The 22,854-nt window shown below is 41.5% G+C and carries 18 protein-coding genes; 9 read left to right on the forward strand and 9 right to left on the reverse strand.

All coding sequences use genetic code 11. From position 1 onward, the window contains the following. The first annotated feature begins 331 nt into the window (after positions 1 to 331). Positions 332 to 1,957, forward strand: a complete 1,626-nt coding sequence (locus VB775_RS20840) for a hypothetical protein (RefSeq protein ID WP_281008329.1) — start codon at positions 332 to 334, stop codon at positions 1,955 to 1,957. Positions 1,958 to 2,077: 120 nt separating this feature from the next. Here VB775_RS20840 and VB775_RS20845 read toward each other — a convergent pair whose 3' ends face one another. The 5 genes from VB775_RS20845 to VB775_RS20865 form a co-directional block, all read right to left on the reverse strand. Next, entirely contained in the window at positions 2,078 to 3,988 is a 1,911-nt protein-coding gene (locus tag VB775_RS20845) for a DUF2779 domain-containing protein (protein ID WP_281008328.1), read from the reverse strand. A gap of 141 nt (positions 3,989 to 4,129) precedes the next feature. Beyond that, positions 4,130 to 5,515, reverse strand: a complete 1,386-nt coding sequence (locus VB775_RS20850) for an FtsX-like permease family protein (RefSeq protein WP_281008327.1) — start codon at positions 5,513 to 5,515, stop codon at positions 4,130 to 4,132. Between the two features lie 57 nt (positions 5,516 to 5,572). Further along, positions 5,573 to 6,838: an ABC exporter membrane fusion protein gene (locus VB775_RS20855; RefSeq protein WP_281008326.1), complete on the reverse strand. Its 1,266-nt coding sequence runs from the start codon at positions 6,836 to 6,838 to the stop codon at positions 5,573 to 5,575. Positions 6,839 to 7,457: 619 nt separating this feature from the next. Beyond that, positions 7,458 to 9,104: an alpha/beta hydrolase gene (locus VB775_RS20860; protein WP_323216933.1), complete on the reverse strand. Its 1,647-nt coding sequence runs from the start codon at positions 9,102 to 9,104 to the stop codon at positions 7,458 to 7,460. 54 nt (positions 9,105 to 9,158) lie between these two features. Beyond that, the gene (locus VB775_RS20865; RefSeq protein WP_281008324.1) at positions 9,159 to 10,187 is read right to left on the reverse strand and encodes a hypothetical protein; all 1,029 of its coding nucleotides are present in this window, start codon (positions 10,185 to 10,187) and stop codon (positions 9,159 to 9,161) included. A gap of 201 nt (positions 10,188 to 10,388) precedes the next feature. Here VB775_RS20865 and VB775_RS20870 point away from each other — a divergent pair, with 201 nt between their 5' ends. From VB775_RS20870 to VB775_RS20885, 4 genes are all read left to right on the forward strand, one after another. After that, the gene (locus VB775_RS20870) at positions 10,389 to 11,027 is read left to right on the forward strand and encodes a CDP-alcohol phosphatidyltransferase family protein (protein ID WP_281008323.1); all 639 of its coding nucleotides are present in this window, start codon (positions 10,389 to 10,391) and stop codon (positions 11,025 to 11,027) included. Next, a complete protein-coding gene (locus VB775_RS20875) occupies positions 11,018 to 11,983 on the forward strand; it encodes a phosphatidate cytidylyltransferase (RefSeq protein ID WP_281008322.1) in 966 nt (321 codons plus the stop codon). The genes VB775_RS20870 and VB775_RS20875 overlap by 10 nt, the downstream gene beginning before the upstream one ends. Positions 11,984 to 12,069: 86 nt before the next feature. Next, a complete protein-coding gene (locus VB775_RS20880; protein WP_281008321.1) occupies positions 12,070 to 12,723 on the forward strand; it encodes a lysophospholipid acyltransferase family protein in 654 nt (217 codons plus the stop codon). A gap of 73 nt (positions 12,724 to 12,796) precedes the next feature. Further along, complete coding sequence (locus VB775_RS20885; RefSeq protein WP_281008320.1) at positions 12,797 to 13,678, forward strand: class I SAM-dependent methyltransferase family protein; 882 nt, start codon at positions 12,797 to 12,799, stop codon at positions 13,676 to 13,678. A 213-nt stretch (positions 13,679 to 13,891) separates the two neighbouring features. On the opposite strand, the gene VB775_RS20890 is transcribed toward VB775_RS20885, so the two are convergent. From VB775_RS20890 to VB775_RS20900, 3 genes are all read right to left on the reverse strand, one after another. Further along, a complete protein-coding gene (locus tag VB775_RS20890; RefSeq protein WP_281008319.1) occupies positions 13,892 to 15,586 on the reverse strand; it encodes an ATP-binding protein in 1,695 nt (564 codons plus the stop codon). A gap of 103 nt (positions 15,587 to 15,689) precedes the next feature. Continuing rightward, complete coding sequence (locus VB775_RS20895) at positions 15,690 to 16,439, reverse strand: DUF928 domain-containing protein (protein ID WP_281008318.1); 750 nt, start codon at positions 16,437 to 16,439, stop codon at positions 15,690 to 15,692. Positions 16,440 to 16,834: 395 nt separating this feature from the next. Next, positions 16,835 to 19,447: a CHAT domain-containing protein gene (locus tag VB775_RS20900; RefSeq protein ID WP_323216934.1), complete on the reverse strand. Its 2,613-nt coding sequence runs from the start codon at positions 19,445 to 19,447 to the stop codon at positions 16,835 to 16,837. Between the two features lie 283 nt (positions 19,448 to 19,730). On the opposite strand from VB775_RS20900, the gene VB775_RS20905 reads away from it, so the two are divergent. From VB775_RS20905 to recF, 3 genes are read left to right on the forward strand one after another with little or no spacing between them, the layout of a single operon-like run. After that, positions 19,731 to 20,294, forward strand: a complete 564-nt coding sequence (locus VB775_RS20905; RefSeq protein ID WP_281008316.1) for an EndoU domain-containing protein — start codon at positions 19,731 to 19,733, stop codon at positions 20,292 to 20,294. Between the two features lie 53 nt (positions 20,295 to 20,347). Next, a complete protein-coding gene (locus VB775_RS20910; protein ID WP_281008315.1) occupies positions 20,348 to 20,674 on the forward strand; it encodes a YacL family protein in 327 nt (108 codons plus the stop codon). Between the two features lie 55 nt (positions 20,675 to 20,729). Beyond that, positions 20,730 to 21,860: a DNA replication/repair protein RecF gene (gene recF, locus VB775_RS20915; RefSeq protein ID WP_281008314.1), complete on the forward strand. Its 1,131-nt coding sequence runs from the start codon at positions 20,730 to 20,732 to the stop codon at positions 21,858 to 21,860. Positions 21,861 to 21,903: 43 nt separating this feature from the next. Here the strand turns inward: recF and VB775_RS20920 are convergent, their stop codons facing one another. After that, positions 21,904 to 22,284 (reverse strand): AbrB family transcriptional regulator, encoded by a 381-nt coding sequence (locus VB775_RS20920; RefSeq protein WP_094529391.1) that lies wholly within the window; start codon positions 22,282 to 22,284, stop codon positions 21,904 to 21,906. Between the two features lie 337 nt (positions 22,285 to 22,621). On the opposite strand from VB775_RS20920, the gene VB775_RS20925 reads away from it, so the two are divergent. Then, a partial coding sequence (locus VB775_RS20925; RefSeq protein WP_323216935.1) for a hypothetical protein occupies positions 22,622 to 22,854 on the forward strand: 233 nt, incomplete at its 3' end.

The raw sequence follows: 22,854 nt of genomic DNA on the forward strand, positions 1-22,854 counted from the left end.
GTGCGGCGTGCAAAGCACGCCGCACATGGCTATATCTTAATGCCATTAAAGAGATGGTTCAACGCATCAGGCAGTAGGTATCTCACCATACTGTCCCGTCCGCTACGCGGACGGGACAGCTTCTGTTTTTTTAGTTTACTTATGCCCAGCTAAGTACTTGTGCAAAATAAATTACCAAAACCCGTAAAGTTGCGCCCCGAAGGGGCGCAACTTTACGGGTTTTGCTTTGTAATTTATTTTGCCTAGCTACTTACATATATTGCTCTGGGTTTTGAAACTTTACCCAAAAAAGAAAAGTGCGATCGCGCATTTCTTTTTTATGATGATAGGTATGCCTAGATTTCAAAGCCGACTTTTTAATTGGATTGATAACTCATTACCTGCCCAACTTGGGCGCAGCGTAAGGCGATCACTCGATCAAAAAATTCGACAGCTTGCAGGGCTACCGCTCCAAGAGTTGCCGCGCTTGCTAGCTTATCAAGTAGCCAAGGCGGCTTTATATCCTGTGTATCTGATTGCATCTACAGCAAAACGTGTTTTTCCAGCACTTGAGCGAGGCAAGCCTGAGTCTACAGAAAAACTGCGATCGCAACCAGAGGCTGTAGGGCTTTTACCTGAATTTGATAGTCTAGAACTTGAGCCAAAGCTTGATCAATTTCTAGAGCCAAAGATTGATCTTCCCAAACTAGAACTTCCTCTACTTTTGCGTCCATTAGCTAAGTTTTTCGATTGGATTGATCGCACCAAAACTAAACTAGATCGCAATATTGCGGCGATCGTTAAGCGCCAAACAGATTACCTCTCAACCTCTGATAAACCAGACCTAGAACCCAATCTAAATGCTAATCGCATTTTTGCCGAAATCTGGCAACAACAGATAGCCCAAGCTGAACGGAACACCTTAAAGGAAAATAATGGACTTACTGAAAATGTATCTCTGGGCAAAAATAGAAGACTAGAGCAATTACGCCGTTTAATTGAAGCTGCGATCGCTTACTTTTTTGGCAATCAATCACCTGCTCCAGAACCTAGCCTAGGCAATGTGGAAGGATCAGAAATATTTGGCACAGAATCTCCTGATACAGAATCATTGCCAGACAGTCCCAAGTTAAGGCGGCGAAGAGTCACTTCCACAAAAGCAAACAGACTCAAGGATAATGCAACTCTAGCTGAAAGCCCTAATCTAGACCGTCTGCGCGATCTGATTGCCGCCGCAATTGATTATTTTATTGGCAAGCGATCGCTTGCTGGCGATCAAGATAAGACTGACAGCATCAATGGAATGCAGCCCGACCGATTAGCAGAGCGATTAATTAATCAGCTTCAGTCTAGAACTAATAGTTATCCCAATCGCGATCCTAATCGCGATCTTAATCAAGATTCCGAATTCTCTGATGCTCTCAAAATCGATAATCAACTAGACCGCTTGCAAAGATTAATTGAACAAGCGATCGCCTATTTCTTTGGTAAACAGCGATCTTCAACTCTCGAAGAAACCTCAGACATTACTCCCAGCGACAAAGCTTGGCTAACTATGGAGGATGTATTTGGCGATGACAATGGACCTTGGCCGATGCCATTGGAATATGAATCCATTGCATTTAGTAAATCTCCAGATCGAATTACTATTCATTCTTCGGGTGAGTTAGAAAATTTTGAAACCACAACTACACAAATTTCTCAAGATCAACTTGAAGGCAGTTTAGTGTTTGAAGAAGAGTTATTGAGCTGTCAAAGGCAAAGTTTTGTTGAGAACAACAGTGATCGACCTCTCCGAGCTTGGATTGAAAACAAGGCAAATATTGGGGGGCGTTCCAGTAATCCTCTAATTAGGTTTCTGCTTTGGCTTGATGAGATCGTTCTCAAGATCGAAGATTTGCTCATAAAGTTTTGGAAAGGATTAATGCGTTTTCCCAAGCGCTTGATTAATTTCATGCGTTTTGGCAAGAAGCGTTAAATTAAAGCGCTTTGCGCTCAAACCCAAACAAAAAAATATTAAAAGTGTTGCGAAGCAACACTTTTAATATTTTTTTGTTTGGCAATAACCAATAGGATAGCGCCCCGCAGGGGCGCTATCCTATTGGTTTGAACACAAATTTTGCCAATGCTTCCAAATAATCACCATTGCCATCGTATCAAGGCGGCAATACTGATAGAGTAACTCTTTCCATTGCGATCGCATTGCTTGATTGTCAATGCCCCGATCACAATTTTCGCCATACATCAGGTCTTGATAGGCTAGCATTGCGCCAGCACCCTCATTCACCACTTGAATGCGATCGCCTATTTGCAATTGTGGCAACACATCGTAGGGACTCAGGATTTCACCATCAACTTCTCGATAGTATTCCTGAAAATAGGGGATTTTATGTAAGTAGGGATTGGTTTTCCAGACCGCAGGTAAAACACATTTAAGGGAAGTTCGTCCTTTCATTAAGGGATGAAAATAATGATTAAGTGTAAGCGCATTCATATCAACTAGGTGCGATTTGCCCTTGTTGCCTAGCTTAGCGGTATTCGCTAGCCATGTTTGTAATTGGGGATTTTGGTAGTCATAGGCTTGCATTTGATAGTAGATATCGCGCAATACGCTGTTTTCATGGGTTGCCCATGTCAAGATTGTGCCGCGATCGCCTAAGCATTCCATTAGCGATTCGGCAAATTGAAAATTTGGGAAAGTATTTTCGAGATCCAGCCATTCCGTTTGGATAGGATCTGCATCTGGCTCGATGATTGTGTGGCAGCTCCACTGAAAAGCTACCTGCTCATAGGGGCGCATCCCTGCCCGATAGGGGATTGCCATGCGCGAAGTCTCAAAATCAATAAAATGAATGGGATATTCTATCTGCTGTACTATTTGAGGAAGATGCTCAGAAATCCATTCTTTGTTTTTTTGCGTGTATTCAATCTGAATGAGTTGACGATAGCTATAGGTTTCGTCAGTGAGTTCTTCTAAGGGAACATCAAACATACTGACTTGCTTTTGCTGAATCATTTCATTGACTAGAGGAGTCTCATGACCACCAATGCGTCCCATTTGATAGAGTTCGAGGACATGGTTCTCCACATCCGCTAAATCACCCCAGCATTCCTTAAAGCCATCACGGGGATCGCGATCGCTAGCACGATACTCACAACTTTTACAGCTTTTGCTAATCGGCGCAAATATTTCAGAGGATCGCTCTAGCAAATAGTCTAAATACTTCTGAGCAGAAGCAATTGTCGGCTCGATTAATTCTGCAACTTCAGTTTCGATACTAACTTTAGTAAGAAATTGATCTTTTTCTAATTCCTGAATATCCCCGATAAAATCAACCTTAATTCCATTCATTTTGGAAAAGGAATTACGAGGGGTCGATAGACGCTGGATTTGGAAATAGGAAGCAAGATGATCAATGGCTGTAGTTTTAGCGCGATCAGGAACCAGTAAATAAGGCGCAATCTCTACTGTGCGATCAGGTAAATGCTCGGCTAGCATTTCTTGCAAAATCCCAACTTGGTAAGCCACATCTTCGATGATATATCTCCATTCACCGCCAACATTTCCAGTACGTTTATTGCGAAAGAGAGAAAGATTGCGGTATTTGACTAAGTTTTCGTGAGCTTTACTATCAAATCCTTTAGATCTAATTTCGATAATCTCAATGCGATCGCCTTGCTTGACGAGAATATCAGCACGGGCTAGCTTATGGGATGCATAAAGAACTGGCTCAAAGAGCGTCACATTCTCCTGTTGTAAATAAGCGATCGTTTCTTGAGCAGCACTTGCAATGCTTTCCTCGGAGTTAAGATTTGCCGAAATGTAGATGCCTTCAGGGTAGAGAAGGTGAGCAATCTTACTAATGATGAAATTCCCATCGGCTAATATTCTGGTATATGCATCAACGCGATCGACCGTGGGATAGCCCAACTTCTTGTAATAAAGTTTGGTTGTGCAACTGCGGGCAGTCTTGAGATCGGATTTTGTCAGATAAATAGGATGGGACATACTGCCTAAAAAACTTCGCTGTATCAATCTAGCATGAACGAACAAACCACAAAAGATTTTTTGAAAGTCTTGCTTTGCAAGACTTTCAAAAAATCTTTTAGTTTGGATGGGAGCGTAAAGTTTTTTAGAACAGCGATCGCTCTATCCAAAAATTTCCGCAGGGTCAGCAGATTGGACTTTGCGTAATGATATCGCACCAGAAATCACACACATCACCATCGTTAAGAGCATCACAGGAATTGCTTTGTCCCAGATATACAAAGGCAATAACGTGGCATTTTTGGTGAGATTGTACAGCCCAAAGGAAATTCCTAACCCAGGAATAAAGCCTAAAATCGATAGAACAAAAGCTTCTTGAATGACAACTTGAGCTAAGTACAAATTACCATAGCCCATCGCCTTAAGCGTCGCATATTCCGCAAGGTGATCAGAAACATCTGTATAGAGAATCTGATAAACGATCACAATTCCCACAATGAATCCCATCACGGTTCCAAGACTAAAGATAAAACCGATCGCCGTACTTTTCTGCCAATATCCTTTCTCAAAGTCAATGTAGCCTTCCATAGTCAAGATCCGCGTATCATCGACTGCCGCATCCTGAGTTTTTTTCAGATCTTCCACCGTGAGATCGGTCTTATAGACAAACACCTTATCTTTATTCTCTTCGCGAATCAGTTTTCCATTTGCATCAATACTTTCTTTATACAAAATCTGAACTCTTTTACCGTCGGGTTGCAGTTTTTCGCGAGGCAAAATTACATGATCACTGGGTTGACTCAAAATGAAGTTTCGCATTGCCTCGTAAGGTGATGCATCAGGTTTTAAGTTAATCAAGCCGACATTAATTAATCCTGAACGACGACTATCAAAAATGCGAAGAAAATTAGTATCGCTAGTAATCACCGCACCATCAGCAGCAAAGGATGCACCTAGCTCAAATAAACCTCCAATTGTTAGTTTGCGGTTGGCAACTTCGCGAGTGACGAGATTGTTACAGACAAAAGCATCATCGGTGAACTTCGCCTTGAGCGCTAAAGTGCCACATTCACCCACAATTGGACCGAACTCAGCACGAGAAGCACGATCAAAGAGAACCACATCTTGGGTTTTGACTTGATCGATATTAGCCTCTGCACCCGACATTTTAAAAACCTTGGCATCAGGATTTGCACCCAATACCAAGATATTACGAGTCTGTCCCGCAGGGTCTTCTTTGATTTTCCAAGCTCCAAGTCCGATATACACTGGGTTGACTGAAGCAACTTCCTTCATTCCTAAAGCTTGATAAAGGCGACGTTGTGAGAAGTTTCGCATTCCCACAAGGTTAGTGGATTGAGGACTAATAATTACTAAGTCACCCACCAAATTACTTTGCAAGCGAATTGCACTAGTAAATAGAGCATCACGGAATCCTAATTGCAAAAACATTAAAACTACAGCGAAGGTAATTCCTGCGATCGCTACTAGCAGTCGGCTTTTTTCGTAGGTAAGTTGTAGCCAAGCAAGAGGTACAGCAAAAATCATAAAATTTTATCTAGCGTTAAAAAAAATAGATTTAATTAAGAGCGCTTTGCACTCCCATTAAACCTCTACCTTGACTCTGACTTGCAAATTTGTAAGCCCTGAAACCTTGGAACTGTCATCTAACTTGATCTTGACTTCAATAATTCGCACATCGGTTTTTGCAGCAGGATCGGTTCCCAGTACATCATTTTTGGCAATCCGCAATCCAATGCGATCGACTTTGCCCGTAAGTTCACCTTCAAAGGCTTCGCTTTCTATAGTTGCTTTCTGTCCAACCTTGATTTTGCCGATATCAGTTTCATAGATTTCCGCAACTACATACATCTGACTGGTATTGCCAAGGTCAACCACTCCATTTGTCTGACTGACAAATTCACCAGTTTTCGTATTGATTTTGAGAACTTGTCCATCAATTGGAGCGCGAACTTGGGCTAGATCAAGATCAACTTCCGCTTTCTTGACATTGACCATCGCAGTTTGTAATTGAGCTTCGGCAAATTGGATGTCAGTGGGACGGACTTCTCTAACACTACTGAGCAAACCTTGCGATTGTTTTAGACCAAACTCTGCTTGTTGAATCTGTTGCTTAGTTTGTTCAAGTTGTCCTGCGAGAGTGACGGCTTTCAGTCGATAAGTATCCAACATTGACTCTGAAATTGCACCATCTTTTTGTAGCTGCTGAAAGCGATTGTAGTCTCGCTCAGCAATGTCTAGTTCTGCTTTAAGTCGAGCCGCATTTACACTAATAGCATTGACATTTGCTTTAGCCGCTTCAACATTACCTGCTTGGGCTTCAATATCGCCACCCTTAGCCCCTGCACGGACTCTAGCAAGATTGCGATCGCTTTCTTGAGCTTGACTTTGAGCTTGAAGTAAAGTGGCGACTGAGCGATCGTAACTGTCGAGAATGGCGATCACTTGACCCTGTTTGACCATATCGCCTTCTTTGACCAATAATTTGACAATGCGCGATGTCCCTAGCGCCGAAGGTGAGGCAACTTTGACGACTTCTCCCTGTGGCTCTAGGCGACCTAAGGCACTAACTGCCCTAGGCTGCTCTTTTGTACTGGCACTTGTTGCTGGTGCAGATGCTGGTGGATTATTGCCAAACCGTCCAATCACAAACCAAATACTCACACCTAAGGCGGCAAGGGCAAGGGCGATCGCAGGGATTAAAAATTTGTTGGAGCTTTTTGGTTCTAAGGCGTTTTTCATATTGCTAGTTTGATTGCTTCTTGCCGAAATGCTTTGTGGATCTCCCGATATATTACTGATTTTTGTAGACGGTTCTAACTCTTTATCCGCCTGTTTATCTACCTGCATATGCTCTTTGCCTCTATATATTCAAACCAGATTTAAAAACTAGCCAATAGTCTACCAAGCAATACCAGTTTGTCCATGTCTTTGACATCCTGCGCTTAGGCTAGATTCGTATTGATGTAACGTAGAACGCTGAGATTTGGGCTTGGAGACCAAGCTTACCTTTACAAATATGTGTAGGGATTTGGGCTTGGAGACCAAGCCCCTACCTTTATGATTTGGGCTTGGAGACCAAGCCCCTACCTTTATGAATACCTAGGGATTTGGTTTCCAAATCCTCTTTTAGAGCGTGTTTGATAAGTCTTTTATTTAGCGTAAATTTCTGCTTTTACCCCCATTAATCCCCCCTTGCAAAGGGGGGATTAATGGGGGTAAAAACTTCTCAAACACGCTCTTAAGATGACATAAAAATACTATGACGATCTTTGTTCTATGTAACATCAGTTAACGTGAGTTCGATATAGCCATTTGCGGCGTGCGAAGCACGCCGCAAATGGCGAAAAATGGTAAGAATCGCTTAGCGATTCTTACCATTTTTCGCTTTCGTCGAACTGACGTTAATTAAAGTTTTAAAATCCAATAGATTAATGTCAACGTAAAGCACCGTCATTAATCTATTGGGTTATGGTTGGATGCTCAAGGCTTCTACCAACTGCTGCTCTGAGAAAGAAGTTACTAGGTTTAATGGTAGGGGATCACGACTAATAGTTTTGGCATAGGTTGCAGTGAGATAAGCCTGAAATGTAGATTGCCTTGCAAGATAGGTTTTAAAGAATGCGATACTTAAGGACTTGACATAGGGATGGGCAAAGCTGGGATCAACTCCAATCAGTGATGAAGGGATAGTAAGTACACCCCTGTCACTTTTTTCTAAAAACGAGAAATGCGTTCCTTTAGAAACGATCGCTAAATACTTTTCAGCCCCATTGATCCAAGTAAATGGAAAAAGCTGTTCGGTGACAGTTGGGGCGATCATGTCATCACCACTGGCAAAAATCATCACTGGTACATTTAAAGAGCGCATTCCCTCACGGTTAAACATCGTACTGCCACCAATGGGATTGAGAGTAAAGATTGCCTTAACACGAGGATCTTGCAAGTCCACGTCTTGGGGTTGCAAATTGATGGCTTGACATTGAATTAACTTAGAAAGATTGAAAGAGTTCACATCGGGTTCAGGAATATCGCAGCTAGCTTTGATGCTGGCAAAGTTTAGCCGCGCACCACCCAAAGCCAAAACCGTGTAACCACCAAGGGAATGTCCGATCAGACCAACATTTTGCAAATCGAGGCGATCGCGTAGATCGGGCAAGGTTTGAGATTGTCGTTCGAGATCGTCTAGTAGATATTTGAGATCACGGGGTCTGAGGTAATGATCACGAGGATTAGGAGTTTTCCCAAAGCCATTTAAAAAGGCTACAAAATCTTTACTGCCTGTTTCTGGATGCTCTAGTACTGCTACTGCATAGCCGTGGGATACTAAATGTTGTGACAGATAGATAAATGTATCGCGATTGGAAGCGAATCCGTGGGAAATGACAATTACGGGCGCTGGTTTGGTCGTTCCTTGCGGATTGTATAGGGTAGCGTTGATGGTCATTCCCCGCTCTGGATTCTGAAAGGCAAATTCGCGTTTTAGCCAAGAGTATGCTCCTTGGCTGTCCATTTCATCAGTCGGCACAGGAATTTTAGTACTTTTTATTTCATGTTCCGATTGCTTTTGCAGAGCAGCGATCGCCATTTCTTTGCGATACCAGAGTAATGATATTTCGCTGTAAGCAGCTAATCCTAGGTTTAAATCTAACTCAATCGTTGGTAATGGAAAACGTCGCAAAACGTTAATCGGCGTTAGCCCTTCAGGACTTGCTGCGGAAAGGATGATCGCCGCACGTAATGCTGACAATCCATTTTGATAACCATCACCCTGCAAAATCCTCCCCAAGCGCTTCATTAGCACAAGTCCAATTGGCGAATAGGTAAACTGACTAACGACAATGGGACTGATATCGTAGCGGGTATTCAGTGCTTGCCTGAGTTCAACTTGCTGACTTGGTGACAGATGATCCAGATAAAAAGCAAGTCGCTTGGTAATTTTGCCAGACTTTGCGAAGGTTTCTAGGTCAGGAATCGGAATCGTAAACTGTCCAAAGGGGGGATACCAAAATGAGACCTTTTCGGCGCTGATAGCAGGCGATGGTTTGAAAATAGCCGACCCCAAAGCGATCGCCAAGACCACAGCGATCGCGAGAAATACCCGATTCCTAAACATGAAGATCCGATGTAAATATTGACTAAGCACCATCTAAGTTTGCGCCGCCTATGGTTACCTATTAAGGTTTTGCATATCAAGCTTTAGGAAGCGATCCACCGCTTGATACATCCAATATAGAGGCATTTTAGGATCAGCACTAGTCTTCTGAAATCCTAAGGCTCCTGCTAAAGCTGCATAATCGGGATGAATGATTAATGTGTACATATCCCATAGGTTCGGAAAATCCTGTTGTATTCTTTGGAGAGTTTGTTGTGAGTCTAGCAAGAGACTAGGCTGAGAGGCTTGACGATACTGACTATCAATTACCCAACTTCGCACAAAGACCGACCGACAAGTTTCATCCCCAGCCAAAGCCATTTGAAATGGATCGATGTCAGCAACCTGACTCAGATGCAGCCCTCGACTGGGAGGCTCAAAAAACTTAATTTCTGATTCGCGTTTAGTTGGATAGAAAGCATAAAATCCCACGGGATTATGATTGTCGTTGCGCCTTAATACCCGTAAGCCGATAGCATATTGATTAGCCCAATCGCGGAGAATATTGGCAATGCGATAGGTGACTGCATCATGATTGCGATTGAGCCAGTTGTAATTACTAGCTAATAAATTAGCGATCGGAATCGCATCACTACGAGGATCAAAAGCATTGATCTCTAAATCAACCTTGCTCTCCGAACTATCACCTTTGAGCAACTCTGGCAGAGGTTGAATTTTGATTTGGGTACAGTTGCCATCAAATTGTTTTTGGATTAACCCCAGATCGACCAACTTATTGAGCATCATCCCTGCTGAGCGATCGCCGCCCCGATCTTTATCGCTATAAAACACATCTGAAGCTTCCAGACAACTACATTCCACCCATCCTTGTGGAAATGATAGTTCTAGAAGCGGTGGTTTTGGGAGAGCTTTTTGAGATTGGCAATCTTTCAAAAACAAATAAAGCGCTAGGCGTACAAAACACTCGGCTCTGCGCCTTGTCATCCCAATCCGTCGCAGCAGCATTTCCACATAACGCTGCTGGATGGATTGGGGAAGCCATTGATCAAGGGCTTCAGGACGAATTGCTGACGATATGGACATATGAGCTACCAATGAAAACAGCGCTTTGCACTGTAAGGCTTGTGTCTGCTTTCCTTAAATATAGCAAGCTTTTTCAAAAAACTTCACCCTACTTCGATCTACTTCTGTAATCTTCGTGGCGATCGCAGCCTACTCGGTCAAGTCATTCTCATTACATAGGTACAAGCTGCATGATGAGCTTATGAGTTTTGAGAGCAGCCCATGATTTCCGTCTATCAATGCAAATCAGTATTTCAAAATCTACTCCGTCCATTAGTCCAACAATTGGCAACATGGCAAATTTCCCCTAATCAAGTGACGATATCCGCGATTTTGTTGTCGGGGGTGACAGGGCTAGCACTTGTCCAAAGTACACAATTTGCTAGTTCCTTCCTGCCCACATCTCAACAGGTTTTATGCTCTCTACCGATCGCCTTATTAGCACGTATGGCTCTCAATGCGATCGATGGAATGCTTGCCCGTGAGCATGGGCAGAAATCAGCCTTGGGCTGCATTCTTAATGAAATGGGAGATGTCTTATCCGATATTTTTCTCTACTTACCCTTTGCCCTAATCGCAGGTGTTTCTGCTCCCTTGATCGTCAGCATTGTGATCTTAGCGATCGCCTCGGAAATGGTCGGGGTATTAGGCTATGAAATTGATCATAAACGCCACTACGAAGGACCAATGGGCAAAAGCGATCGCGCCTTAGTTTTTGGTGTCATTGGCTTGATATTAGGTTTGGGAATTGATCCTAATCAATGGCTAACGTTCCTTTTAGTTGCAGTTATCTTGCTTCAGATTTGGACAATTACTAATCGCATTCAAGGAATGCTACAGGAGGTAGAAGCATGGAAATAAATATGGGGCTAAACATTGCAACACCAGTGCTGTATACACTTGTAGGAATTTTTGGACTTCTAGCGATCGCCACAATGATTACTTTCGGATTAGCCTTGAGTCATTGGGATACAGACTATAGCGAACTCAAATCCCGCATCAAATCATGGTGGGTGATGGTTACAATTTTCAGTCTTGCTATCTTGCTGAAGTATCCAGTTTCGATCATCTTCTTTATGTTTCTTAGCTTCATTGCCCTGCGCGAATATCTCTCTCTAATTCCAACGCGCTTTAGTGATCGCCGCGTTTTACTGTGGACTTATCTTGCCATCGTCATCCAATATTTCTGGATTTATATCGGCTGGTATGGCATGTTTCTGCTCTTCATTCCCATCTATATGTTTCTGCTCCTGCCAGTGAGAATGTTGCTCAATGGTGAAACTGAGGGCTTTTTAAATGCGATCGGCACACTTCACTGGGGACTGATGCTGAATGTCTACACAATTAGCCATCTCTCCTATCTAATTATGCTGCCACTTAGTGGGAATCCAATCGCAGGTGGTACTGGCTTATTAGTTTATTTATTAGTACTGACTGAAATCAATGACATCGCTCAATACATCTTTGGGAAGATGTTCGGTCGTCACAAAATTATTCCTAAAGTCAGTCCCAATAAAACCATTGAAGGGTTATTAGGCGGAGTTTTAACAACCACAGGACTAGCGATCGCCTTAGCTCCTTGGCTGACTCCCTTTGATTTAATCCACTCCGCTTGTTTGGGGCTACTCCTTAGCCTGACAGGATTTATCGGTGATGTGAATATCTCCGCATTGAAAAGAGATTTAGGTGTTAAGGATAGCGGCACAATTCTCCCTGGACATGGCGGTATTTTGGATCGCATTGATAGCCTGACTTACACTGCTCCTCTCTTTTTCCACTTCACCGTTTATTTCTACTATCAAGGACAATTGCTATAGCAATCCTAAATAGGTTGTGAGAGTGCGCCCCAAAGGGGCGCACTCTCACAACACTCAAAATCTTACACCTCATTTAGGAGCGCTATATGAAACGAATTCTGAGGGTCATTTTCTTTCTGACCACAAAAATCATCGTCTTGGTTCTTTTGGGACTACGCATCCAGCATCGCGAGAGATTACCCACATCAGGAGCGGCGATTCTAGTTGCTAACCACAATAGTCATCTAGACACCCTTGTTCTCTTATCACTATTCCCATTATCAAAGGTGCAGCACCTCCGCCCCGTGGCAAACGAGCAGTATTTCCTGCAACAAAATCCATGTTTAGCGTGGTTTGCGCGTCACATACTAAATATTATTCCTGTCTCAGTGGAAACAGGGAACTGCCGCGAAAATAGTTGTCATCATCGCAACTTCTTTAAACATTGTGCTGAGGCGATCGCTCAAAATCAGATCCTAATTCTCTATCCCGAAGGCACAAGAGGCACACCTGAAAGCCTTGGTGAGTTTAGAAGTGGTATCGCCCATTTAGCTAAACAACATCCTGAAGTGCCAATTATTCCCATTTTTCTGCATGGGCTTGGCAAATCACTTCCCAAAGGTGACTTCCTGCCTGTTCCCTTACTATGTTGGATCTGTATCGGTGAGTCGTTGTACTGGAATGGACAGAAGCAAGTCTTTCTCCAGCAACTGACAGAGCGTATCCAGAAATTATCAGAAGAAAGAAAGCTCTCTTTCTAAATCCAAACCCACAAACCCAAAACTCATTTTTTCCTTTTTCCTTTTTCCTTTTTCCTTTTTTCAGGAGTCCAAAATGTTACTACAAAAATCATCCCCCACTTACGAGCAACTTCTCCGTCCTCTACCAATCTGGAATCCTAAAGCTTGGTATTACGGATTAATGAATCTCTCTCTCCAAACGATTGGCAAACTATCGAGAGGAATTCAGATTGGCTTTCAGTATGGTTTCGATTCAGGTGTGATGCTGGAATATGTTTACAAGAATAAACCGAGTGGAATTACGCCTCTAGGAATGCTCATTGACTGGTTCTATCTTAACTCTCAAGGATGGTGCGGCATTAGAGAGCGATCGCAGTTAATGAAAACCACACTGCGCCGAGTATTGCAATCCTATCAACAGCAAAATGTCCCTTGTCATTTGTTGGATGTCGCTTGTGGTGGTGGTCGTTATGATTTAGAGGTTTTACAGGAATTTGAGGCTGGAGCGATCGCGGCAACCCTGCGCGATTACAAACTAGAGAATGTCACTGAGGCAAATCAGTTAGCGACTCAATTGGGAGTTACCGCCCAGATCGAGCAAGCCGATGCTTTTGACGATCGAGATCTTGAACGGGTACAGCCTAGACCAAATGTAGTAGTTGTTTCGGGATTACATGAGATTTTGCCCAATGATCAACTGATTAAGCATCACTTTCAGCAACTCTATCGGATTCTTGATAAATCAGGCACATTGATCTTTACGATTCAGCCGCAGCATCCCCAACTAGAAATGATCGCACGGACTTTGCCAGCGCATACGGGACTTCCTTGGGTGATGCGGGTACGCTCTTGGGAACTGATTCGCCAATGGGCTGAATCGGCTGGATTTCAAAACTTTCAGGTGCAAATGGAACCCAATGAAATTTTTGGAGTTGTGACGGCTGAAAAGCTATATAGCAATGTAAGTTTTGCTTAGGACATAAAACCAAAAAGATGATTGGCGGCGCTTCGCGCCGCCAATCATCTTTTTGGTTTTGATTTGTCCTATCTATCTTCGGTAATTGCTGTAATTTAAAATCACAAAATGGCTACGCCATTTTGTGATTTTAAAACCCTTATTGGATCTGTTTTTTAATTTCCGAAAGTGTGACCACACTTTCGGAAATTGGTATTACCCTAGAAATGATCTCTATGAAACCGATTTTAGTGTTTCCATTTTTACTTTTAGGTAGTTTAAAATCCTGTAAAGCTGAAAACCTTTGATAAAACTCATTATTTCCTCCGTAAAAACTTGCAAGCTAGCATCAGACTGTTCTAACTGTTTGATATGTTGATGTAAAGATTTTATGTCCCCTTTTTCCGCTAATTCCATTAACTCCAGTATTATTTGCCGATCAGGTAATGGAATTCTGTCACTTTCTAAAGAGCGATGGGATGCGATCGCTGAATTAGCAGAATCTTGATAATCTGACTCTAGCACCACGGAGGATTGCATTGACTTTACATAGGATGGCAAATCGATTTCCAACCAAAAATTACTTCCTTGTCCTAACGTACTGGTTACATTTAGTTTCCCTCCCATCATCTCGACGAGTCGCTTGCTAATCGGTAAACCTAAACCTGTTCCTGATTGTCTCTTTTCATGGTTGCCAACTTGTTCAAAAGATTGAAATATCTTAATTAAATCATCTGACGCAATACCCACACCGCTATCAATTACATCAAACCGAATTTTGTTGTTAGTAGAACTTTGAACGAGCAAAGTCACTGTACCTTTATTTGTAAACTTAATGGAATTACCCACTAGATTAAATAAAACTTGGCGAAGCCGCTTGGCATCGCCATAGACTAGTTTAGGGATTTCACCGATAGTCTGATAGATTATTTCTATATCTTGACTACTAGTCTGCGCTCGAAATATATCGATAAGTCTATGCAGAAATTCATCCAAATTAAAAACATCAGAATAAAGCTCTAATTTACCTGCCTCAATTTTAGAAAGATCGAGAATATCATTAATTAATGTTAGCAAATGCTCTCCACTACGTTGGATTATATCTAATCCATTTTGGAGCATAAGAGGGTCTTTACTCAGTCTGAGAACTTGAGTATAACCGAGAATTCCATTGAGAGGAGTTCTCAGTTCATGACTCATATTCGCAAGAAACTGACTTTTTGCTTTATTAGCACTATCTGCTGCTTCTTTGGCAATTTCAAGTTCACTAGTACGCTTCTTCACAAGTTTCTCCAAATTCTGATTAAATTCTTGGAGTTGCGTATTTACTATTGCTAAGTTTTGATGACTTTCTGCAAGACTAATCATCATGCTATAAGCTCTTAGGCTCGAAACTAGAGTTGTAAATAGTTTCTGTTCAGTTAATTCTGTTTTTGATCGATAGTCATTAATATCATAGTCCAAAATCACTGAAGATTCAGGAAAATCGGCTGGCTGTCCTGTGCGAAGAATGATTCTTACGAATTGGTTTTTGAGAACTTCGCGAATATATTTGACAGCTTGTAAACCTGAATCATTGGTTTCCATAATCACATCTTGAAGGATAATGGCAATGTCAGGATTTTGTTCTAGAATTTTAATTCCTTCAGCACCAGAAAACGCTGAAAACAACTCTAATTCTTTATCTGCAAACTTAAATCCCTCTAGAGCAAGTTTGGTAACTACATGAACAGAGAGATCGTCATCGCAGATCAAAACTTTCCATGTGGGTCTATTGTGTAATGACACTACTTGAGTACTAGCAAGAGCTTTATGTTGCTGGTTTTCTGGAATAGAAGAACCTTTTTGATCTTTATTTAAATCTTCATTTAAACTTGGTAATTCTCCATCTTCTTCTATGAAAATTAACTCATCGGAATCTGTAGACATTTTTCTCTCTGTATGAATAATTTATACCACTTCATAAAGAACTTTTTAGATAGTGAGGCTTGAACTTGCCATAGAAAAAGTTATTTATTTTACGGTGAACCCCTTAGTTCTGGAGAGATATATTAGCTATAGGTTCTAGACTAGAGGATTTTAGTAAACTCTGCCAGCTAGTTTTTAAATCGATGTTATTGGGCTGAGATAGACGCAAATTTGCTAAGTCTGCGATCGCCTCATGCCAAATCCCAAATTTTGCATAGATGTATACTCGCTCGATCGCTGAAGCTTTCTCTAATTGTTTGAGCAAGGCTGGTTCTGGTTGAATGCGACGGATGATCGCTTCTGAGAATGCATCCTCAGGATCTCCAGTTTCGCATACTACGGAGATCAGCCATTTATAGTCTTGCCCAATTTCTAATAGTGTTTTTTGAAACTGTATGCTAACGATAGTGGGAGTATTTGTTAGTGCTATTCTTTGGTACTCAATCCCTTTTCCTTGCTGGTTTTCAAGGGTAAACTCTACTGCGATCGCCGAAGTTTTAGGAACATATGCAAAAAACGTGGGATTGGGCAACACTGTAAGACCAAATTTGCTCGGAGGTAATAGGGGAATGAGTTGTTGTTCTAAAAACTTTTTATTTTTGTCATTTCTAGGCTGAATATCTCGATCTTTGAGGCATTGACCATCGCTACCTCTTCTGCCCCCGCCGATAGTCGATGTTGGCGCAGGATTGCTCGAAGATGGCTCAAACATTTGAGCGCTAGCACCTGATAAAGAAGCAGAAAATATGCTTATTTCACTGATTGTAGCGATCGCCAAAAAGGTAAAGTAGCGATAAGAGTATTTGGAGAACATAGCCTTATTCCTAGAAGCAGTAATTAATTAGAGACTGTGTTTATCATGTGCAGAAATGTGAAAAATCAGTAATGGTAAAATCCAAATAATCAATGAAAATCAGATGATATGTTAGCTTTTTTCTGCACTTATAGCTACCGCCAATACTATTAAGGCTAGCCGAAATCCAAAAGCCAAAGGTTATACTCAAGTGAAGTGTTTACCGTTTGAGTTTTACATCTTAAATTCTATGGCAACAGCTATATCAAATAGTATATAACAATCCTAAATAGTTTGTTTACTCGCATCCCATCCAAGAATTAGTAGTGCGCCGCACCCCTAATTCTTGAATGGGATGCTTCTTCATATTTGAGACAATAGAGAATAAGAAAGTGTAAAGCGCTCTCTTATTCTCTTTATAGCCAATTTCCGACTAGAACAAACGGAGCCCAGTAAAAAGGGTGAGTAAATTGTGGCTTTTTTAAAAGACTGATCTGAGCATTGCGTAGGGATTCGGCTTTAGTTATATCAAAAGTTGCTAGTTGCTGATAGAGATTTTCCATTAATGTAGCTGTGGCGCTATCCTCTACTGACCATAAACTAGCGATTGTACTTCTTGCCCCCGATCTCACGGCTACACCTGCTAATCCCAATGCTGCTCGATTATCACCTTTGGCGCTTTTGCAAGCACTCAGGACTAATAGCTCTATAGGATTTCTACTATCTTGATTTCTTGTTTGGAGTAAGTCTCCTAGTTGTTTAATCCCAAGGCGGCTATTCCAAGTCAAAATAAAGGTCTTTTCAGCATTAGAACTGAATTCTCCATGGGTAGCTAAATGAACCACTCTAAAGGGATTTTTACTGATTTGGTCTTGAATAGATTCGCTAATAAATGTTTCATTCAGTAATGGTACTTGAGTTGATACAAGATTAGCTATTTGCTGAATCTCTCTTTCGACATTTGGTAGAGCCTTAAAATTCTGTGTTTCCTTGCTTAAGCCTCCGATGAATACCTTCAGTTGTTGGCGCTTGATTGGTTGAGGATCGATAAGCTGTAATCCAGGTGCGATCGCCAGATTGTATTTTTCCATCAAGTAATGTTGTCCATCATGGAGGACTGCCATTGGCAAGTTTCTGAGAGAACCGTCTAGAACGAAGGCTAGGGTTTTGATTTGATTGGAGACTAGGAGCGATTCCATCTCTTTCCCAATCAATAGACTGTAGACTTCTTGAGAGACTTCTTGGATTTCAGTCTCAAGGGATGTGCGACGAAGCGATCGCCTCAATTTTCTCAAGAGATTTTCTAGATTGGGCTGGGAAATTTTACGAGTATAGTGCTGTAAGGAACGATCTGGAAGTGAAACAACTACTTCTAGGCTATTAGGTAAAACGATTGGATAGATGACTGCTGCTTGTGGATCAACTTCATCAACTTGGGTGGCAAGATTTGTAAGGCAAGCTTCTTTAAAGAAGTTATCTAGTTCCGCCACCTGTAAAGACTCGATAACTGTCCGAGCAGATTTGAGATTTTCTTGACTCACTGGTTTGCCATCTTCATGCATCAATAGCAGCGCCACAAGCTGACGGTAAACAGGTTCAACACTATCACGGAAGGAAAACTGGATATCGGCATTACTAGATACAAGATCGCCACGAATTGAAGCAAGGGTGTTGACAGCTTCGCTATAGGCGGCGATCGCCTTAGAATTTTCGCCTTTAGACTTGAAAACTCTTCCAAGCTGCCATTGCCAGCGATAGGACATGTCCGAAGCGTTATTGGTTTGAGCTAGGATGAGTGCCTTTTCGGTTAGCTGCTGGGCTTCTGAGTATTGCAGATTTTGTTCGTAGAGTTCGCCCAGATAGCCGAGCGCATAGGACTCGGAGCGAGGATCTCCCATATCTTTTGCTTGTTGGGCTGCTATGGCGAGAATCTGGGCGGCGGCTTGACGATTACTTGACGGGAGATTCAGTTTAGTAAGACTTTGGACAAAATTTACCTTGGCATAAACTGAGTCGCGACTGGGTGGAAGGTTGGGCAGTTGGGTTTGGATTGCGGTTAATAACAATTGCGTGGATTCGGATTGTTGCGTATCTATTTGGAGACGCAGTAGGTTTAGCTGAGCTTGGAGTTTTAGGATCGGAGCAGTAGCCGTATTAATTGCTTGCTGATAGTAGCCGATCGCTTCAGCAGGTTGTTGCAATCTATAGGTAGTATTTCCTAAACTCAGAAGTGTGTTAGCTATGATTGCTGGATTGTTGATTTGCTTGGCGATCGCCAGACTTTCTTGCAATACAACTTTGGCATCTTCGAGTTCGCCGCTTCGTTGCAAGGTGTCACCAAGATTGAGCAAACTAGATGCCTTGAGAGAAGAGTCTGGCTGTTCCCTGAGTTCTATTTGGACTTGCTGAAGTAGAGATTTGGCTTTGGGGTACAAACCTAGCGCTCGCATGGCTTGACTCTGGTTAATCTTGCTCCGCATGGCTCCATCTTTGTCTCCAACTTGCTCATAGCTTGCTGTAGCCATTTGCCAAATTGTTAATGCTTCTTGAGCTTTACCTTGAATAAGTTGAATACTGCCTTGAATATTGAGAGCCTGAGCTAGTAATTTTTCCTGTTGTGGCTCGGATTTTAGAATTTCTAAACTCATGGCGATCGTCCGATCTGCATCATGCCATTGCCCAAGTTGTTGAGAAGCTAAGGCGAGATTATTAAGCACAATGGCGCGATTGAGGCGATCGCCTTGCTTCATATATATGTTTAATGCTTGTTGCCAACTGGCGATCGCCTTAGCATATTGCCCTGCATGATAAAGCTGTTTACCATTCTGGAAAAGAGTTGAGGGGCTATTTGGTAAAGATTGAGTAGGAACTAAATCTGTTAAGTCTTTCGATGGATTATTGGCAATACTAGGTTGAGGATTCCAGCCTAATAGCATTGTCAGTATGGCTGTACAAGTGCCAACAATTATGTAGCTTAGCAATTTAGAGCTTTTGGACTTCAGATTTACAATAAACTGCCAAAAGAACATCGATTTTCCCTATGATCTTTAATTTAGATTTATTTGAGATTTTATGCTGACCAGATATTTACTAGATTCAGGACAAGCTTCCATAGAAAGTCTTCTCGATGCTTTGGGTTTGAGCGCAAAGATGCGATCTCCACAGTTTAAGTTTAAGAACTCTCTTCTTTGTATAATAATCAAGTTTTAGGGTTAATTTGTAATCATAAAGCATAACCAAATTGAGACATAGTGAGACATAGATTATCTCAATTTTTCACCCCCATTTTTTAGAACAGTTTTAAATAAAACTATGGCAAGTACAATAATCTCTAAATTAGTAGTTGGTTTAACTTCACTGGGTGCGGTATTTAGCACAGTTTTTCTTAATCCACAGGCTACCACTCCTCAAACTCAACTTTCTGTCCCAACAGTCCAGAATTTCAGCCTTACCACGATCGCTAAAGCGCCTATTGTTAAGGCGTTGAAAATTAATAAAGCCCACATTTTTCTTGGGGAAATTAATCGCCGAGGCTTGGCAGTTGGTTATCATCATCGTCCTAATGGCAAAGATGCTAAGAACGCAAAAATGGTCAAAATTACAGGGTTGCCAAATCGGCAAGGCGTTTACATCGGTCGTGTTGAGATTCGTAATCCTGCCAATGGTCAATGGGTTAGCAAAATTTCTAGTTCTTCTTTTTTCCCCGATCGCTGGTCTCAGTCTCAAGTTTTGTCAGAAATTAAAAGCGCTTTTAACTCAGCAAACAAATCTAAAGAACCTTGGCAAGGTACTTCAACCAGTGGGTTAAGAATTGAAGGTTATTATAATAAAGTGACCAATACAATTACCACGGCTTATCCCATTTACCGTAGGTAATCGGAATGTACAAAGCATCACATTCCCATTTACAGCATTTTCCCTAAAGCATAATGATCAATATCAAATTCTATCGAGATGAAGAAGGCTACTTTCAAGCTGATACAGACCCTGAATATCAATTACTCAGTCAATACTTGCAATCAGAAATCCAAGGTGTGGCGGCTGTATGTGCAGAGATTTTAGCAATAATCCAAGAGATTGAGATCGGCGATCGCATTCAGGCTGAAGGGATCGGTAATGCCTATGGTTTAAGACTTACCCCAAAAACTGCAAATATTTGGAGTGAGTACACAGAAACTGAACTAAGCTTAGAATTGCCTATTGCAGATTTTAAACAAGCTTTAGAGAGTTGTTACAAATTTTGCGATCGCTTCTAATCCCAATTCTGCGAAGTATAGCTATATTTCGCAAAATTAAGAAAAACACCCCGTAATGTACCTTAAATCTCTACACATCAAGCAATTTCGCAATTATATCGATCAAGAAGTTAACTTCACAGCACCCAAGACGTTAATCGTGGGGAATAATGCTCAAGGAAAATCTAACTTACTCGAAGCAGTTTTGCTATTGGCGACTCTGCGATCGCATCGAGTTAGTAAGGATCGTGACTTAGTGCGTAATGGTGAAGCGATGGGGGAAATCAGCGCAACTTGTCAGCGATCGCGCATACCTGAGAGCTACCCCATAGAATTATTGATGCGGCTGCGAGCTAGCGGCAAGCGTACTCTCAATGTGAATGGAGTCAATCAAGCAAGATCTCTTGATTTTTTGGGAAATTTGAATGCGGTCATGTTTTCGAGTTTAGATTTGGACTTGGTGCGAGGGAGTCCTGAAAGTCGGCGCAATTGGTTGGATACGGTTTTGATTCAACTAGAGCCGATTTATATCAATCTATTACAACAATATAATCAAGTTCTGCGGCAACGGAATGCATTATTAAAGTCAATCAAGCAGGGACAAATCACCTATGAACCTCAACAAATGGCGCTGTGGGATGCTCAATTAGTAACTGCGGGGACACGTTTGATTCGGAGGCGATCGCGTTTATTAGAGAGATTAACCCCGATCGCAAGGACTTGGCATCAAGCAATTAGCGGTGGTAGTGAGGATTTAGAAATAACTTACATTCCCAAATTCACTTTTGCCCCAACGGATACAGTAGAGCAAATTCATCAAGCTTTTTTTGAGGTGATTTTGCAGAAAGCAATCATTGAACAACATCAAGGCTCAAGCTTAGTTGGTCCCCATCGTGACGAAGTTTCTCTAACAATTAATACGACACCTGCGCGAGAATATGGCTCTCAAGGTCAACAGCGTACTTTAGTGCTAGCACTCAAACTTGCTGAATTAGAATTGCTGGAATCGGTGGTGGGAGAACCACCCTTATTGCTATTAGATGATGTCTTGGCTGAACTTGATCTCCAAAGGCAAGATCATCTGCTAAATGCGATTGGCGATCGCGTCCAGACAATTATTACAACTACACATCTTGGCTCATTTGACGCTCAGTGGCTAAATTCCGCCCGAATTTTTCAAGTAGAAAATGGCAAAATTTTACCTTGAAAAGTACAAAACAAGCTTGCTTTGCAAGCTTGTTTTGTACTTTTTATTCGTCGTCGTCTGCACCAACTTGTCGTAAATGAATATGTTTGCGTCCAAGGCGAATTTCCAATTCATCACCAGCTTGCAAACCCATCAATTGTGTATAAGCTGAGCCAATTAGTAGATTGCCATTTTTCTGAACACTAACTCTATAACTAGCACTGCGACCACCTTTACCACTACCTTTCGCTTCTAGTTCAACTCCGTCAGCCTCCATCAAGGCATTATAAAACTTCATCAAGTTAACACGAGCTTGATTATTTTTGGTAACAGTAGCATATCCACAAGCCTTAGCTTTTTCTTCTTTCGACAGATGTTCTAGTTCTTTGACTTTCTGTAACAATGCATCACCAGAAAGTTGCACTGGTTGTTTGATTTTTGCCATTTGTTCTTAACAGTTTAATATTTAATATTTGTACATTAGTATCTAAGATAATTGTACTACTAGTCAAATTTTTTTGAGAAGATATATATCCTATACATTTTTACATATAACTATCATCTATATCTAATTAATTGGCTTAATAAAAATGAATTGTTTAATAACCTATCAATTGCTAACTGAAAATTGTTTTTGACAACTATAGAATACTGCAAAAATCATGAAAACAATTTATATCAATCTGAAACCTCAAAAAATACATAAGGAATAAAGTCAGTCATTTCCTAACCATTCCTACTTTTTCCCCTAGATGATTTGAATGGAGGTTGAGGTAATGTTTATGTTAAGTGGTCTCAAAAAACAAGGGAATATCTTGGGTCTCTCTAAGAAAGCATTTAAGAATTACTTCTTACAGTCAAAAGCTCTTGTAGACCACCATCAATCCCCCCTTAGTGGTGCAGAAAACTCAGGAGAGTCTCAAGATGAGACAATGGTAATACGAGCAAATTCGATACGAAAATCTAACTTTTCGCGTTTGGCAATAGAAGCACAGGCAGGTGGAGGATTAGTTCT

Source organism: Pseudanabaena sp. CCNP1317 (genome assembly GCF_034931345.1).
Lineage (GTDB): Bacteria > Cyanobacteriota > Cyanobacteriia > Pseudanabaenales > Pseudanabaenaceae > Pseudanabaena > Pseudanabaena galeata.